Origin of the sequence: Larkinella arboricola (genome assembly GCF_003259745.1) — a bacterium.
GTDB classification, from domain to species: domain Bacteria; phylum Bacteroidota; class Bacteroidia; order Cytophagales; family Spirosomataceae; genus Larkinella; species Larkinella arboricola.
This window is the reverse complement of record NZ_QLMC01000005.1, coordinates 712,734-727,744: the sequence shown is the minus strand read 5'-3', so window position 1 is coordinate 727,744 and position 15,011 is coordinate 712,734. Positions and strand designations below refer to the sequence as shown.

Sequence of the window (15,011 nt, the reverse complement as noted above, 5' to 3'; positions counted from 1 at the left end):
GCTCAGCAGGCCTCACCACTTTTTTCCCAGAACCTCCTTAATAATTTCGTTTTGCAGACTCAGCTCGGCATACATCTTCTTCAGCCGGCGATTCTCTTCTTCCAACTCTTTAAGCCGCTTGACTTCCGAAACCTGCATGCCGCCGTATTTGGCCCGCCAATTATAAAACGTGGCCTCACTAATGCCATGCTCCCGGGTAATCTGGGCGACGGTTTGACCGCTATCCTGTTGTTTAAGGATCGCTACAATCTGCGATTCGGTAAATCGATTTGCTTTCATTCCCCTTTTCAATTACAGTGAAAGTTATGTTTTTTACGCTACTTTTCACTGGCTCATTTTTAAGGGTTCAGGACAATGGTGGTGGAATATACACTTGGACCGGCAATGATTTACATCTTATAGGCAGAGGCTCTAAAATATTGGATAATATCATTCTTAACGGAATTGGAGCGGGTAGCGGCACTTCAAACCCTTCTGAACTTCCCTCACATGGAATCTATATGGATGACAATACAGGTTCAGTTGAAGTTAGGGGTAATACAGTAGCTTTTTGTAATGGCAACGGTTTATTATTACAAAATTCCCATGAAATTGATTTAAAGGATAACACTATTTTTAGTAATGGCACGCAGCTTTTGATCAACAAGAGAGGAAATTACAAATTGAAAGGCAATACAATTTACAAAAATAAGCTCTTTTCTAAAGAAAGAGGCCAAATGGTATTAAAAGCCCTTTCAGACATAGACGATATTAGACAATTTGGAAATTTTGATAACAACTATTATTGCCGCCCTATAGATGATCGCTTTATAATTAATACAATCTCAAATGATGCAACTTCAAGTATTTACACTATGTGCACTCTCGATGATTGGAAGAGTATATACAACTTCGACTTTAACTCTAAAAGTACCCCAATAAAGATTCCACCTTATAATAAAGTCACAATTACGGGTAAGAATAAATTTTCAAATAGCACTTTTTCAAAAAACATTAATGATGTGTCAACTTGGTCTGCATCAAACAACTGTGATATAAAGTGGAATTCTGATGAGAAATTAGATGGTGGTAGCTTAATGGTCAGCTTTAACAATAAAAATGCTTCTATAAAAGATCGCAGAGCTATTATTACAATGGAAATTGGTGGAGTTAGCGTAACAAAGAAGTATATTCTCAAATTTAGCCTCTTAGGCACAAAGAATAATAGAAATTTTCAGGTTTTTCTCAGAAAGCATGATGTTCCGTATAATGATATAAGCCCACGTTATTATTGTAATATTAGTAAAGTGAGAACAGAACAAGAGTTTGCTTTTTCTTTTCCCGCTACTGAAAATAAGGCTTTTTTAGTCTTTGACGTAAGTCAAGACGATAGTACTTTTTTTGTAGACAATCTACAGCTACATGAAGCAGACTTTGCACTAACCAATCCGGATGATTATATACGATTTGAGTATAACGCATCTAACAGCAATAAAATAGTAAATTTAAATAACAATATATACATTGATATTGAAAACAGTATTTATCAAGGTAATATTACCTTAAAGCCGTGGACATCTATAATCCTTCTAAAAAGTTTAAACATTAATCCACTTGACAAGGCTTCTGTGCCTTCAGGGAACTTAATAAAAAAAATAATGAAACTTAACTGGCATTCGAATTCGAATGCCAGTTACTTTGATACAGATAGTTCAATTAATAATGGAATCGTTAAAAGGGAAGTTTTTAGCTTAAAAGAATATACGACAGAAGAGGACGCTAAAGATGATTATCAAATCCCACAAATGAGTCCAAATCTTAGTAAAATATCTAGTCCAACAAATTTACCTGATGGTTATAAAAATAATTGGTTATCTAGTTTTCCTAATCCTGCCAATAAAGTTATTTCAATAACACTCCCTAACGAGGTATCAGATAAATCCCTATCCACCAGGATTTTAATATCAACGGGCCAAGTACTCGAGCAAAAAATAGTACAAACTTATGCAAATAGGCTTTTCATGTTAGATATCTCTAAATACCCTAGTGGCCTGTACATTATCGAGCTAAATACAAATCTATACTCGTACAAAGCTAAGATTATAAAACAATAATATTATTATTTTATTATTTGAATAAATATAAATTTCCCATCTCTTCTTATAAATACAGGATTATGAGTTAACAAGGGTAAACCTTAAGATAATTAATGGACTTTATAAATCTGCAATCCAAAGTAAAAAAACTCTAAAGGCTCTCCTGTACATTCTAGTTCATGCAAGGCTATCGCTGGTACGCTAATAAAAACACCTTCAGTTAATATAAAGTCCTGACCATTAACTTTCATACTGCCTGTTCCTTTTATAAAGAAAAAAAATTCATCCATATCCATATGTCTATGAGGTGGAATCTTTTCTGTAGGCAAAAGAGTACCCCATCCTATCTGCGTTACTCTCGTCAAATCATCACGGCCTGATAGTAGTATTTTTTTCATACCACTTATATGTGATGTTGAGATAGGATTTAGATCACTAAGCTTAAGATATGACACCATGAATTTCCTAGTGTGCTGTACATTAGCGCTTAATTAAACATTTTGTAGCTCATTCACATTAGCATTAATCCACTTATACGTTTTCTTTAAGCCTTCAGCAAGTGGTTTCGATGGAGCCCAGTCTAGCCTTTCACGGATTAAAGCGTTATCTGAATTTCTCCCTCGTACACCCAGCGGTCCAGGTATATGTTTAATACTAATCTTCTTTCCAGCGATTTCTGCTACCATTTTGACGAGATCATTTATTGATAGCATTTCTTCAGAACCAATGTTAACCGGTCCCACAAACTCACTGTTTACTAATCGCCTGACTGCTTCTACACACTCAGTTACATAAAGAAAGGATCTAGTTTGCTTTCCGTCACCCCAGATCTCAATTTCCCCACCATCCTCTGCTTCAGCTACTTTACGGCATACGGCTGCAGGCACTTTTTCCTTACCTCCTATCCATGTACCAAGTGGTCCAAAAATATTATGAAACCTTCCAATTCGTACGTTAATACCGTAATTCTTGTAATAAGTTAAATAAAGCCTTTCACTAAATAATTTTTCCCATCCATATTCACTGTCAGGAGCAGCTGGGTAAACGGTATCTTCCGCACATTTTGGGTTGTCCGGATCCATTTGATTATGCTCTGGATAGACACAGGCTGAGGAAGAATAAAAAATAGTCTTGACCTTCTTTAGACGACTTGTTTCCAGCATATTCAAATTAATTAATATAGAATTATGCATGACAGCTGCATCGTTATCGCCAGTAAACAAGTACCCGGCCCCACCCATATCTGCAGCAAGCTGGTAAACCTCATCTATTTGACGATCAAATAGCATTTGGCATATGGTAATATCTCGGAGATCGCCAACAACAAAGTCATCGGCCTTATTATTCCCATACTCATGTTCCTTAATATCTACGCCCCTTACCCAGTATCCTTCTTGTTTCAATCTTTCTACTAAATGTCCTCCAATAAACCCACCGGCTCCGCATACAATTGCAGTTCTCATCTTATTTCTAGTTTTAAATTAACAAATTATATTCTAGCTATTTTATTAGTACTATGTCATAATGTGCTTAATTAAACATCATTTAAAATCGCCATCATGCAATAGTGTATTATTTATAACTAATTAATAGTATTGTTAATTAGTTGGATTTAAAATATAATCGTTAGAGCTTGATATAGCTTGTAATCTACTTATTGCGGCTTGCACTACACTCAGGCTTATACTATCGATAGCTTCCGGCATAAAAACCGTTTTATCTGATTGTGAACATTTTCTAAAATATTAGATTTTAATTTCCTAATTTGATCGCTTAGAGAAACCATATCTGGATTATTTTCTCCTGTAGTTAGCTTAAGCTTATCATTTTGTAGTTCTATATTATAAAGCTTATTTAGTAATTCCGTTAAAACGGGATCGTCTATACCTATCGTAGAAGGCACAAAACTATTTTGGATATTTCTTGAGATTATGTATTGCTCAACTTGCTCTAAAACAGCTAGCTTTATATTTGTATCGCTTATTTTTTGATCATTGATACTTAGGTTTTGTAACAGCAATTTCCCTTGTGAGCTAATATCAATTGCACCATAACGGGCTCTGTATCGTTCTGTTTTTTCCTCTACACTAGATAAGTCCTTAGCAACAGATTCTAAACGCTCATTTAAAAAAACTAATGCATTGTTAGCTAATAAATTTTTATCATTTATTGCCGCCTTGCTATATGCTTCAATCAATTTATTTAGTATATCCTCTGAACGTTTAGGGTCTTCATCTCTTATCTTTAAATTTACTACACTTGACAATTTCCCTACTGCCGCAACATCTATACTTTTATTTAGAATATTAACTATTCTTTTCGGATTAATCAGAGCAAAGTAAAATACCCCATTATGATTATGTTTATTATTACTTGTAACTCTAAACTCGCCCCATGGCGTTGTAATCCATTTATCTAATGCATAATTATTGCCATTAAAATGGACTGTTCCCTCTGCGCTATTATATCTAAAATTAACCTTTTTTACTTCTATCAGTGCATCTGGATGTCGTACTTCTATTTTTATTGGCGATATTGAATAAGCTGAAATATCTTTCCAAATAGCCTCCTTATATATTGGCGCGTATAGCCCTAAATCAATAATAACTTGTTTAATTAAAGCTCTTGATTTAATAACCTCAATTTCATTTTCGATTATTTTTTTACTGGAAAGCGGATTTAAACTTTCCATCATTTTAGAACCTTCGATTCCTTTTTTTTCATCATTGATTAACAGTGTTGCAGTGGACTCGTATACAGGTAACTTAAACCGTAAATAAAGCCATACCCCACTTATTGCCAGTATAATTAACACTATGAATATAGGCCAGTAAGGAAAGTACTTAACCCATAGAAATACAATTATATTATTGTTCTCTTGAGAATTAAGGCTCTCTCTAGGCTTTTGATTTATAGTATAGCTATTCATCGAATTTATTTTCAGCAATTTTACAATATAAACCGCAACCGATCTAACGGATATGCATATACGTATCCGAAATTCTACTTTTCACCATATATTCCTACTATCCCGAAAGACGGTCATAGCCGTCCACCAGAAAATCCAGAAAAAAGTAAAGAGTGACTTTGGATGTAGTAAAGATTATACCGGACCCGCCACACCATTTCCTGCGTGGTTTCAGCAAATCCATGTGCCCTGCAGAATTGGGGTAATCCGGTGATTCCTGAGCGAACCGCGTACCAGCTGACATAATATGGTATTGCAGACCAATATACCTTATCTACTGCACGGGGATGGTCCGCATCCTCACTCATATCATTCGGCAAAACGTTCAGGAGTTGGGGTAACTCGTCTAAGCTATTTTCCCATAGGAACTTCCTAATTGACATGGTTCTGCCATCATGCTTCATTATCTGAGACTTTAGGCGACGAAAAGCACGATTAGGCCGCTTGGTACACCTTTGAATAGAAAGAACATGGCCAAGTGACATTAATTTAATAACCAGTCCAACTAAAGGGATTGACCAAATGAGAAGCAGTAAGATAACAAGAGCAGCTAGTAGTATATCAGCATACATGCTTTTTATACTAGTATATACATGCTTTAAGTCGGTAGAGGCTACCATACTCGATTATTTGATATTGACAGAGAAATATATTTTACGCTTAATATGTATTCATCAAAAAAGGAACTTCTATCCTGGATAGCTTTACTATAATAAAACGTTAAGAACTTAAAGGCAAATACATTCTCTGAGTATTTATACTCATCACGCCTTCCACCTGAAAGGTGGACATTGTTTTATATAATTGCCAGTATCCATTCTAATGTTCTAGCACCTAGGGGTCAACCACACGTTATATTTTGCTATATATCCTTAACACCAAAATTAATATATAATAATTCAATAAAAAGCGAATTAAATTCTGACCTAGTGGATACTCCTCTGAAAACCGCCAGTTATCAGACTACATAAGTAATATTCTAGTGGACGCTTTATACTTTAACAATAATCTCCTACGTATCCTTGGAAAAGCTCAAGTAACCCTCAAGGTCGCAAAAAACCTGAATTATAATTATATGAACGTATGTTTTAATTTTATAACTAGGATGGCAACTGACACCTACCTGTCTGGCAATGTCACCAATTGTTAGACACAAAAAAAATATACTTTTTTTAAACCTTTCTCTGTTAACTTAGTTACCGGCGAATTCTTCTAAATCTCAGCCATTTATCGATCAGTGTATTTGCTTTCTCTTGACAATCTACTCACGGGCTAATTACACAAATGTGAAGCCCTATATCGAGTCGATTACCCGGCACAGAAAGAAAGACAATACAAACAAGAATCCTCTCGACGCCGGGGAAGACGGCTTTTAGTATGCTTTGCCAAAATATGGACGTAAGATCACCTTTTACTCGCCTACAATTTCACCCTCTTCCCTAATACCCTGTCCAGACTGGCGGCTTATTCGTATTTTTGCAGCCTATGCAAAATCCCGACGTATCGATCATCCTGGTCAATTATAAAACACCTCTTCTCATTATCGACTGCCTCCGCTCAGTTGAAAAACATACATCCGGGCTGACGTACGAAGTGCTCGTGGTCAACAACGATCCGGACCCCAGTGGCCGGGCATTGGTGCTCGACGCGTTTCCGACCACACGCTGGATCGAGATGGGCTACAACTCCGGTTTTTCGCGGGCCAACAACCGGGGTATCCAGGAATCGACGGGTCGGCTGGTGCTGCTGCTGAACTCTGACACCTTATTAATTGATAACGTCCTGAAACGGTGTGCCGACCTGCTCGACAGCCGCCCGGAAGTGGCCGCCGTCGGACCGATGCAGATTACGCGGGATGGAAAAGTGCATACCGAAGCTTACAGCGGTTTTTCGCAACTCCGCCGGTACTTCTACATTTTGCCGGGTTCGGGCTTCTTTAAACGGCTGCTGCACCGCTGGCTCCCCGACAATCAGTACGCCGACCCGAATCAGGTGGACTGGTTGATTGGCTCCTTCATCATGACCCGCCGGGAAACAATCCGGAAAGCCGGAGGACTGGACGAAAATTTCTTTATGTACGCCGAAGACGTCGAATGGTGCTGGCGGCTGGGGAAACAGGGCAAGATGCTGCTCCTGCGCGATGCCTTCTACATTCACTTAGAATACGGCAGCAGTACCGATTATCAGGAACATAAAGTAACGCATATCAACCGTTTCAAACCGCAGATGCACGTTTCCAACCTGCTCTGGGTGCGGAAACAGTACGGCGTAGGCGCTTATCTGGTGCTGATTCTACATTATATAGCCCTGGTGCCGGTCATATTTGGCTGGAAAATCGGCGTTAACCTGCTTAAATTCCGGAACCCGTTTGCCGAGTTGGAAAACCAACGGGAGTTTGCGCGGCACGTTGGCATCTTTCTACGGTTTTTCTGGAAAACACTCTTCAATCAGAAGGGTTTCTATAAAGTGTAGCGTCCCAAAGTCCTAAAAAGAACCGAAGTCTTTCAACTTTAAACCGTTTCAAAAATCAGTGGTCTTTTAAAACCGTTCAACTCCCAAACTTTATTGCTATAATTGTTCCTGATGGCCCTAAAGGGTATACACAACCTGGGCACTTGTACGTTCTTGGATAGTATAGAATAGATTTTTATGAAAACATATTTCCTCACGCTGCTGTGGGCTTTATTTCTCGGATTGCTGTTCATTACCGAAACCCAGGCAACGCACTTGCGTGCCGGTGAAATTACAACCCGCCGGATTTCCAGTACTTCACTTACGTATGAGGTCACGATGACTACGTATCACGATGAAATCGGCGGAAAGACGGCCAGCGACCAGCAGGACCCCTCCTATTTCTGCTTCGGTATCGGTCCGGCCGTTGCCGTCAAACGGGCTTCCCGCGTGGTCATCAACCGGGCCACCACGGCCAACACCTATGTTGCCACATTCACCTATCCGGGTCCGGGAACATACCGTATTACCTGTACCATTACCAACCGGAACGAAAACGTCCGCAACATTCCGTCTTCAATCCAGACCAGTTTTCAACTCCAGACAACCATCGTCGTCAACGCCCAGTTGGGTCTGAACAGCACCCCGGTTCTGCTGAATCCGCCCCTGGACTCGGCCCGCGTCGGTCAGAAATGGTGCCACAACCCGGCTGCCTTCGACGCCGATGGCGATAGCCTGGCTTACCGGCTTTATGTTCCTTCCGGAAAATTGCTCGATGAGCAGGGCAACTGTACGCTGCGGTCCGTAGCCGGTTATGCCGACCCCACCACCATCGGGGTGAATCGAGTCAACGAAGCCGGAACGGGTCCGGCCACCCTGACGGTCAACCCGATTACGGGCGATGTCTGCTGGGATGCACCCGCCGAACAGGGCCAGTATAACATTGCCTTTATCGTAGAAGAATGGCGGGATGGGGTCAAAATTGGTGAAATCATCCGCGATATGCAGATTATCGTTACGGCTTCTCCCAACAAACGCCCAACCCTGATTGCTCCGCCTGACCTCTGTGTGGAAGCCGGTACGCTGATTAATCAAACCGTTACGGCCACCGACCCCGACGGTAACCGGGTCGAACTCTCCGCCTTCGGCGGACCGTTTAACGTGAGCCCCGAGGGAAGGCCGTATAATCCGGCCATCATCGCGCGGGAGTATGCGACCTTCTCGCCAACCACCGTCCAGAACTCCCCGGCCACGGGTACACTCCGCTGGCAGACCAACTGCGCCCACGTACGTGCCGAACCTTATGATGTGGTCTTTCGGGTCGTTGACGTTCCGCGCGGGGCCGGACAAACGCAGTTAGCGACCCTGGAGTCGTTCCGCATCAAAATCTATGCGCCCCAGCCCAAGAACCTGACCGCCCGACCGGCCGCCGATGCTGCCGGACGAGCCATCATCCTCAACTGGGCGGCCTATTCCTGTGCCGGTTCGCTTCCTGCAAACACCAAAATGGCCATTTACCGGAAAGAAGGTTGTGATCCGGCCACGTTTGACCCCTGTGCGGATGCGGATCAACTGGCCGCCAACGGGTATACGCGGATTGATACCGTTGCCATCGGTCAGACCAGCTACACGGATAATAACAATAGCCAGGGTCTGCAACGCGGAGTGCAGTACAGCTATCGAATCGTAGCCCTGCTACCCCGCCCCAACAACGGCCAGAGCGTAGTATCCGAGCAGGTTTGTGTAAACCTTCCTCAGCAGGTCCCGCTGATTACCAACGTTACCGTCGACAGCACGTACGATACCCGTGGGGTGATTACCGTCCGCTGGACCCGCCCTCCGGGCATCGACCCGAACGATGGCACCGGCCCGTTCCAATACCGTCTCTTCCGGGCTACGGGTCTGGACGGAACCAATTTTACCCAGATTGCCAGCATCAATACAACGCTTCAGGCTGGTGCCGCCGACACGGTATATACCGATCGGGGCCTGAATACCGTTGCCAATGCCTACCGTTACCGCATCGAGTTTTATTATACCGATCCGGCTACGGGTCAGCTCCAGCGTCTGGACGCAACCGAAAACGCCAGTTCGGTACGGCTAACGGCGACGGGCGGGGTTCGACGCATCCAGTTAAGCTGGCAGGCCAATGTTCCCTGGAGCAACACCAACCAGCAACACCGTGTGTATCGGAGTAAAACCGGCCCGAATGGTCCGTTTAACCTGGTGGCTGTGGTACCGGTAACAGCGCCCAATAGCTTTACGTACACCGATCAGGGAGCCGATACCTACGCGGCTGACGGGATCCAGACGGCCACCATGTCCATCGACAGCAATTACTGCTACCGGGTAGAAACCGTCGGGCGATACGAGGCTCCTTTGACCACCCAACTGCTGTATAATTTCTCGCAAGGGGTGTGCGCCATGCCGATCGATACAACCCGGCCCTGTCCTCCGCAGTTAGCCATTGATACGCTGAATTGTGCCAGTCTGACGCCGGAATCATTCTGCAACCAGACCACGTTTGCCAACAACCTGACCTGGCAAAACCCGCCCACCGGGGATTGCGACCGCAACATTGTTAAATACCGGATTTATTATTCGCCCTGTGAAGGGCAGGATCCGGTGCTGGTGGATTCGGTCAACGCGCCTTTGCTGACGTACCGTCACCAGAATCTGACGTCTTTTGCCGGTTGCTATTACGTTACGGCGGTAACGCGAAACGGTCGGGAAAGTGCGCCATCCAACCGGGTTTGCAAGGATAACTGCCCGTATCTGGCCATGCCGAACGTGTTTACGCCCAACAACGACGGCAAAAACGACGTGTTTGAACCCACGCAGTGCCCCCGGTTTATCGAGTCGGCCGAGTTAACGGTGGTCAACCGCTGGGGTGCGAAGGTCTACCAGAGCAGTGATCCGTCGCTCCGTTGGGATGGAAAAAACAACCAGGGCAAAGAGTTGCCGGGTGGCGTGTACCTCTATCAGATTACCGTCAAGTTCAAACGGGTGAATTGTGCGGCTCCTGCCGAAAACTACAAAGGCTGGGTGCAGATGCTGCGCGAATCCGGCGGCACGAATTAAGTAGACCAGACAATAGATTTTGGACAAGAGACAAAAGACCGATGGGTTACAAAACCGTTTCGTCTCTTGTCTCTTGTCTTTTCTCTTTATTCTTCAATATCATGTGGTATTTTACCGTTCGACAAAACGATCTGTCCAATGAGCAGTACCAGTTGCTGCAAAAGAAAGCGAAGCTAACGGAAGTGGAAATTTTCAATGAACCGTACGACAATTTGTGCCTGTTCGAGGTCGAACGGGAGGAGTATTCGCAGTTTGTCGATACGCTGGATCTGGAAGGGCTCCGCTACGAGGTCGTCAGTGAGCGGCCCTCCCGGCAGCAATTATTGGAGGGAATGCGGTAATCAGGAAAAACCCGATTACCGCATGTTATGAAATACGTTCAGAACGTCTTCGTCTTCTTCGATTCGTTCCAGCAGTTTCTCTACGTCAGCCGTTTCTTCTTCGCTCAATTCCTTCGTATCGTTCGGAATGCGTTCAAACTCGGCCTGTTTGATTTCAAAGCCTTTTTCTTCGAGGTGTTTCTGGATGGCCCCAAAAGCCGTAAACTCGCCGTAAATAACAATCTGCTCGGCTTCTTCATCGAGCGAAATCTCATCGGCTCCGAAGTCAATCATCTCCAGTTCAAACTCATCCAGATCGATGTCTGCGGCCTGAATGCGGAACACTGATTTGCGGTCGAACATGAAATCGAGCATCCCCGAGGTGCCCAACGCGCCCCCGCATTTGGTAAAATAGCTCCGCAGGTTAGCCACCGTCCGGTTGATGTTGTCCGTTGCGGTTTCAATCACAATGGCAATACCGTGTGGTCCGTATCCTTCGTAGGTAATCTCCTTGAAATCCTCCTGTTCTTTGGACGTTGCCCGTTTAATCGCCCGCTCGACGTTTTCTTTGGGCATGTTAACCGCACGAGCGTTCTGGATTACCGCCCGCAGTCGTCCGTTGGTGTGAGGGTCTGAACCTCCGCTTTTAACGGCCAGGGCAATGTCTTTTCCAATTTTGGTGAAGGTTTTGGCCATCATCCCCCACCGCTTGAATTTTCTAGCTTTCCGGTATTCGAATGCGCGTCCCATCGTATGAGTGATGAGTGAAGAGTTAAGAGTGATGAGTTTGCGGATTTAGTTAACTCATCACTCTTAACTCTTCACTCTTAATTATTTTTAACGGTTATTTCTTCTTCAAAATCGATTTCAATCTGATTCCGCATGAGGTCCTCGAACGTTTCGCGCCGACGGATCAGGTACGGTTTTCCTTCATAGACCAGCACTTCGGCGGGCCGGAACCGTGAATTGTAATTGGAACTCATGCTAAACCCGTACGCACCGGCGTTTTTCAGGGCCAGTACATCGCCCGGACGTACCTGATTCAGCGAACGGTCCCAGCCGAGCGTATCGGTTTCGCAAATATAGCCAACGACGCTATACGTTTGTTTCTCGCCGGTCGGGTTCGACACGTTCAGGATTTCGTGGTAGGCATCGTACATCATCGGCCGAATCAGGTGGTTCAATCCCGAATCAACGCCCACAAACGTCCGCGTGGGGTTTTCTTTCACCACATTGACATGGACGAGCAGCACACCACTTTCGCTGACTAGAAATTTACCGGGTTCGAACCACAGCTCCAGTTCGCGTCCGTAGTGCTGGCAAAAGTTCTGAAAAGCCGTGGTCACTTTCCTGCCCAGATCCACAATATCCGTGCTGTGATCCCCTTCCCGGTACGCCACTTTAAAACCGCTGCCGAAATCCAGAAATTGCAGATTCGGGTAGTCGCTGGCGAGTTCAAAAAGCACCTCGGCCCCCTTCAGAAAGGCGTCGGCATTCTTGAAATCCGAACCGGTGTGAATGTGCAGACCGATAACCGGAATCGAATACTGTTCGACAATCGCCCGGATCTGGTTGCGCTGTTCAATCGAAATGCCGAATTTGGAATCCACATGGCCCGTCTGGATTTTGACGTTGCCCCCCTCCGCAATGTGCGGGTTAATTCGAATGCCGACCGGCTTACGGTTTCCGTAGTGCTGGCCAATCCATTCCAGCAACGGCAGGCTGTCAACGTTCAGGCGAACGCCCAGCGCCAGGGCGTCTTCAATTTCGGTAAAGGCCACACCACTCGGGGTATACATGATCTGGTCCGGATCGAAACCCGCCAGCAACGCCAGCCGGATTTCGTTGATCGAAACCACCTCCACATCAATTCCCCGGCTCCGCATCAATTTCAGGATCGACACGTTTGTCAGGGCCTTGGCGGCATATTTTATCTTGAGCTGAACTCCGCTGAAAGCCGATTGCAGTGTGCCTATTTTTTCAATTATTTTGTCGGCGTCGTAAACGTACAACGGCAGGCCAAACTCTTCGGCCATTTCCAGGACATCGACACCCTGAATGTGATAACGGTTTTGATTAAGCTGCATAAGCAGTAAAGTAAGCCAGATTATAAGGTGCAAATATAAGCGTTTTTATGCCATTTCCGGAAACGAACTCCGCCGATGGGCCGAAACAATTTGCCGGTTACAGAGTTTGGTTTGTACTTAACATAGACCACACGAAGTATGAAAAAGATAGCTCTTTTATCCGCAGCCCTGCTCTGGTTTTCGGTCCAGACCCAGGCCCAGACGCCATCGCCGAACGCCCACGCCCCCGAACAACCTTCGGAAACATTCCCGCAGGGTGATCCGACGGCCCGAACGGATTCGATGAAAAGCAAACTGGTCAAAGGCACGCAATCGAGCCGGAACGCCCGTCGTTCCCAAGACGCTGTCAACCAGCAACAAACCACGACCGTCCGAAAAAAAACGACGAAAGAAGTGAAAACCAAAAAGTCGAATACCCCATAAGACAACTCCGTTTCGGACAGATATTGACCCAGAAAATGCTGCTTACCTACCGGAAGCAGCATTTTCTGGATTTTGCCCACTAAATTCTTACCGATCCGTTTGCCCGCATCATTTTCTTTGTATTTTTGACTTGGCCCCTTCGCGGCTTTTTGATTACTGAATTACTCCAATAACCTTGAAGCGTTCAAACCTCCCATTTTCGGAAGATATCCTAGTCAAAAAGCTCCAGGAGCGAGAGGAACAGGCTTTTCACCTGTTATATGACCAGTATTCACCGGCGTTATATGGCGTAATTCTGAAAGTAGTTCGTGACGAAGAAACCGCCCGTGACGTTTTACAGGATTCTTTTGTTAAAATCTGGCGCAATATTCCCTCCTACGATTCTCAAAAGGGACGTTTGTTTACCTGGCTGCTCAATATCGCCCGCAATACAGCCATTGACGCCCTGCGTACCCGGCATTCAGGTCAATCAATCCAAAGGGATATCGATATCGTAGATAGTGTAGATCTGCATCAACAGACCTACCAGCCCAGTGTAGAAACGCTTGATTTGCCCGATAAAGTAAATCAGTTAAATCCCGACCGCCGACAGGTCATCGATTTGGTCTACTTTTCGGGTTATACCCATGAAGAAGTAGCGCAGAAACTTAATTTGCCGCTCGGAACGGTCAAAACACGAGTCAGGTCTGCTTTACAGGAATTGAAGAAGTTATTCGGTACATGAACACGAAGGAATACATCGAATCCGGTATACTGGAGGAGTACGTGCTTGGCACCGTCAGCCCGCAGGAAAAGCGGGAAGTCGAGTGCCTGTCGGGCATTTACCCCGAAATCCGGCAGGAGTTAGACCAGTTGTCGGCTGCCCTGGAACAGTACGCCCTAAGCCTGCGTCATGAACCCCCTGCCGATATAAAAGCCCGGCTCCTGAACGAACTGGAGTTTGGCAAACCGCAAACCGAGTTGCCCCCAGCAGCAGCACCGCTCACAACACCGACCGAAACACCCCCTGAAACAGTCGTTCGTCCGCTTTATCCAGAAGAGGATGTCCACTCAAGGCCCACGTTCCGGATCACCTGGATGGTGGCCGCGTCGATTGGTCTGCTTGTGCTGGTTTTTACGTATTATCTGTATTCCCAGCTACAGAACAGCCAGCAATCGCTCACCGCCTTACGGGCAACGAACGACCAGTTGTCGGAAGAATTACGGATTACGCAGGCGCGTCAGATTCAGGCCGAACAAACGCTGGCGGTTTTGAAAGAACCCGGCACACAGATCATTCGTTTAAACCCAACCGACAGCACCACCGCCAATCTGGCAACGGTGTACTGGAACACGCATACCGGTCAGGTTAACCTGGATATCGACTCACTGGTGCGCCCGCCCGAAACCCAGCAGTACCAGCTTTGGGCCATTGTGGACGGCCAACCGGTCGATGCCGGCGTTTTCGATATTCGGGAAGGCGGAGCGATGGTTGAGCAACCCAAACGGTTTCTGAAAGCCGACGCCTTCGCCATCACGCTCGAACGGCGGGGCGGCAGCCCCACTCCGACCTTGTCGGCCATGGTGGTGGTTGGCAACACCAACTCCTAACCTGACCGATTCTGTC

13 protein-coding genes and 1 pseudogene are annotated in these 15,011 nt (G+C 45.3%); 7 read left to right on the top strand and 7 right to left on the bottom strand.

Going from position 1 to position 15,011, the window contains the following annotated elements; genetic code table 11:
* Positions 1 to 18 precede the first annotated feature (18 nt).
* Positions 19 to 279: pseudogene (gene tnpA / locus LX87_RS22275) on the bottom strand (IS66 family insertion sequence element accessory protein TnpA); the annotation flags it as partial.
* A 26-nt stretch (positions 280 to 305) separates the two neighbouring features.
* Between tnpA and LX87_RS22270 the strand changes: the two are divergent.
* Positions 306 to 2,093: a T9SS type A sorting domain-containing protein gene (locus LX87_RS22270; RefSeq protein WP_111630464.1), complete on the top strand. Its 1,788-nt coding sequence runs from the start codon at positions 306 to 308 to the stop codon at positions 2,091 to 2,093.
* A 92-nt stretch (positions 2,094 to 2,185) separates the two neighbouring features.
* Here the strand turns inward: LX87_RS22270 and LX87_RS22265 are convergent, their stop codons facing one another.
* The 4 genes from LX87_RS22265 to LX87_RS29395 all read right to left on the bottom strand — a co-directional run bounded on the left by LX87_RS22265 (position 2,186) and on the right by LX87_RS29395 (position 5,615).
* Positions 2,186 to 2,473 carry a cupin domain-containing protein gene (locus LX87_RS22265; protein ID WP_170139420.1) on the bottom strand — a complete coding sequence of 96 codons (288 nt, stop codon included), beginning with the start codon at positions 2,471 to 2,473 and terminating at the stop codon, positions 2,186 to 2,188.
* A gap of 93 nt (positions 2,474 to 2,566) precedes the next feature.
* Positions 2,567 to 3,538: an NAD-dependent epimerase/dehydratase family protein gene (locus LX87_RS22260; RefSeq protein WP_111630462.1), complete on the bottom strand. Its 972-nt coding sequence runs from the start codon at positions 3,536 to 3,538 to the stop codon at positions 2,567 to 2,569.
* Between the two features lie 218 nt (positions 3,539 to 3,756).
* Positions 3,757 to 5,004 (bottom strand): GumC family protein, encoded by a 1,248-nt coding sequence (locus tag LX87_RS22255; RefSeq protein WP_111630461.1) that lies wholly within the window; start codon positions 5,002 to 5,004, stop codon positions 3,757 to 3,759.
* Positions 5,005 to 5,117: 113 nt separating this feature from the next.
* Positions 5,118 to 5,615 (bottom strand): sugar transferase, encoded by a 498-nt coding sequence (locus LX87_RS29395; protein ID WP_170139419.1) that lies wholly within the window; start codon positions 5,613 to 5,615, stop codon positions 5,118 to 5,120.
* A 913-nt stretch (positions 5,616 to 6,528) separates the two neighbouring features.
* On the opposite strand from LX87_RS29395, the gene LX87_RS22245 reads away from it, so the two are divergent.
* The 3 genes from LX87_RS22245 to LX87_RS22235 all read left to right on the top strand — a co-directional run bounded on the left by LX87_RS22245 (position 6,529) and on the right by LX87_RS22235 (position 10,916).
* Positions 6,529 to 7,515, top strand: a complete 987-nt coding sequence (locus LX87_RS22245; RefSeq protein ID WP_111630459.1) for a glycosyltransferase family 2 protein — start codon at positions 6,529 to 6,531, stop codon at positions 7,513 to 7,515.
* Positions 7,516 to 7,692: 177 nt separating this feature from the next.
* On the top strand, positions 7,693 to 10,575 hold the full coding sequence (locus LX87_RS22240; protein WP_111630458.1) for a T9SS type B sorting domain-containing protein: 2,883 nt from the start codon (positions 7,693 to 7,695) through the stop codon (positions 10,573 to 10,575).
* Between the two features lie 101 nt (positions 10,576 to 10,676).
* Positions 10,677 to 10,916, top strand: a complete 240-nt coding sequence (locus LX87_RS22235; protein ID WP_111630457.1) for a hypothetical protein — start codon at positions 10,677 to 10,679, stop codon at positions 10,914 to 10,916.
* 15 nt (positions 10,917 to 10,931) lie between these two features.
* Here LX87_RS22235 and LX87_RS22230 read toward each other — a convergent pair whose 3' ends face one another.
* Together LX87_RS22230 and lysA are read right to left on the bottom strand one after the other, a co-directional pair.
* The gene (locus LX87_RS22230; protein WP_111630456.1) at positions 10,932 to 11,645 is read right to left on the bottom strand and encodes a YebC/PmpR family DNA-binding transcriptional regulator; all 714 of its coding nucleotides are present in this window, start codon (positions 11,643 to 11,645) and stop codon (positions 10,932 to 10,934) included.
* 77 nt (positions 11,646 to 11,722) lie between these two features.
* Entirely contained in the window at positions 11,723 to 12,982 is a 1,260-nt protein-coding gene (gene lysA / locus LX87_RS22225) for a diaminopimelate decarboxylase (RefSeq protein ID WP_111630455.1), read from the bottom strand.
* Between the two features lie 138 nt (positions 12,983 to 13,120).
* Here lysA and LX87_RS22220 point away from each other — a divergent pair, with 138 nt between their 5' ends.
* The 3 genes from LX87_RS22220 to LX87_RS22210 all read left to right on the top strand — a co-directional run bounded on the left by LX87_RS22220 (position 13,121) and on the right by LX87_RS22210 (position 14,995).
* Positions 13,121 to 13,405: a hypothetical protein gene (locus LX87_RS22220; protein WP_111630454.1), complete on the top strand. Its 285-nt coding sequence runs from the start codon at positions 13,121 to 13,123 to the stop codon at positions 13,403 to 13,405.
* Between the two features lie 175 nt (positions 13,406 to 13,580).
* Complete coding sequence (locus LX87_RS22215; protein WP_111630453.1) at positions 13,581 to 14,129, top strand: RNA polymerase sigma factor; 549 nt, start codon at positions 13,581 to 13,583, stop codon at positions 14,127 to 14,129.
* Positions 14,126 to 14,995 (top strand): anti-sigma factor, encoded by an 870-nt coding sequence (locus LX87_RS22210; RefSeq protein WP_111630452.1) that lies wholly within the window; start codon positions 14,126 to 14,128, stop codon positions 14,993 to 14,995. The genes LX87_RS22215 and LX87_RS22210 overlap by 4 nt, the downstream gene beginning before the upstream one ends.
* Positions 14,996 to 15,011: the final 16 nt, after the last annotated feature.

What these genes read in the sequence shown, in the direction of transcription:
- LX87_RS22270 (WP_111630464.1), top strand. Translation starts at nt 306, where the DNA reads ATGTTTTTTACGCTACTTTTCACTGGCTCATTTTTAAGGGTTCAGGAC.
- LX87_RS22265 (WP_170139420.1), bottom strand. Translation starts at nt 2,473, where the DNA reads ATGAAAAAAATACTACTATCAGGCCGTGATGATTTGACGAGAGTAACG.
- LX87_RS22260 (WP_111630462.1), bottom strand. Translation starts at nt 3,538, where the DNA reads ATGAGAACTGCAATTGTATGCGGAGCCGGTGGGTTTATTGGAGGACAT.
- LX87_RS22255 (WP_111630461.1), bottom strand. Translation starts at nt 5,004, where the DNA reads ATGAATAGCTATACTATAAATCAAAAGCCTAGAGAGAGCCTTAATTCT.
- LX87_RS29395 (WP_170139419.1), bottom strand. Translation starts at nt 5,615, where the DNA reads ATGTATGCTGATATACTACTAGCTGCTCTTGTTATCTTACTGCTTCTC.
- LX87_RS22245 (WP_111630459.1), top strand. Translation starts at nt 6,529, where the DNA reads ATGCAAAATCCCGACGTATCGATCATCCTGGTCAATTATAAAACACCT.
- LX87_RS22240 (WP_111630458.1), top strand. Translation starts at nt 7,693, where the DNA reads ATGAAAACATATTTCCTCACGCTGCTGTGGGCTTTATTTCTCGGATTG.
- LX87_RS22235 (WP_111630457.1), top strand. Translation starts at nt 10,677, where the DNA reads ATGTGGTATTTTACCGTTCGACAAAACGATCTGTCCAATGAGCAGTAC.
- LX87_RS22230 (WP_111630456.1), bottom strand. Translation starts at nt 11,645, where the DNA reads ATGGGACGCGCATTCGAATACCGGAAAGCTAGAAAATTCAAGCGGTGG.
- lysA (WP_111630455.1), bottom strand. Translation starts at nt 12,982, where the DNA reads ATGCAGCTTAATCAAAACCGTTATCACATTCAGGGTGTCGATGTCCTG.
- LX87_RS22220 (WP_111630454.1), top strand. Translation starts at nt 13,121, where the DNA reads ATGAAAAAGATAGCTCTTTTATCCGCAGCCCTGCTCTGGTTTTCGGTC.
- LX87_RS22210 (WP_111630452.1), top strand. Translation starts at nt 14,126, where the DNA reads ATGAACACGAAGGAATACATCGAATCCGGTATACTGGAGGAGTACGTG.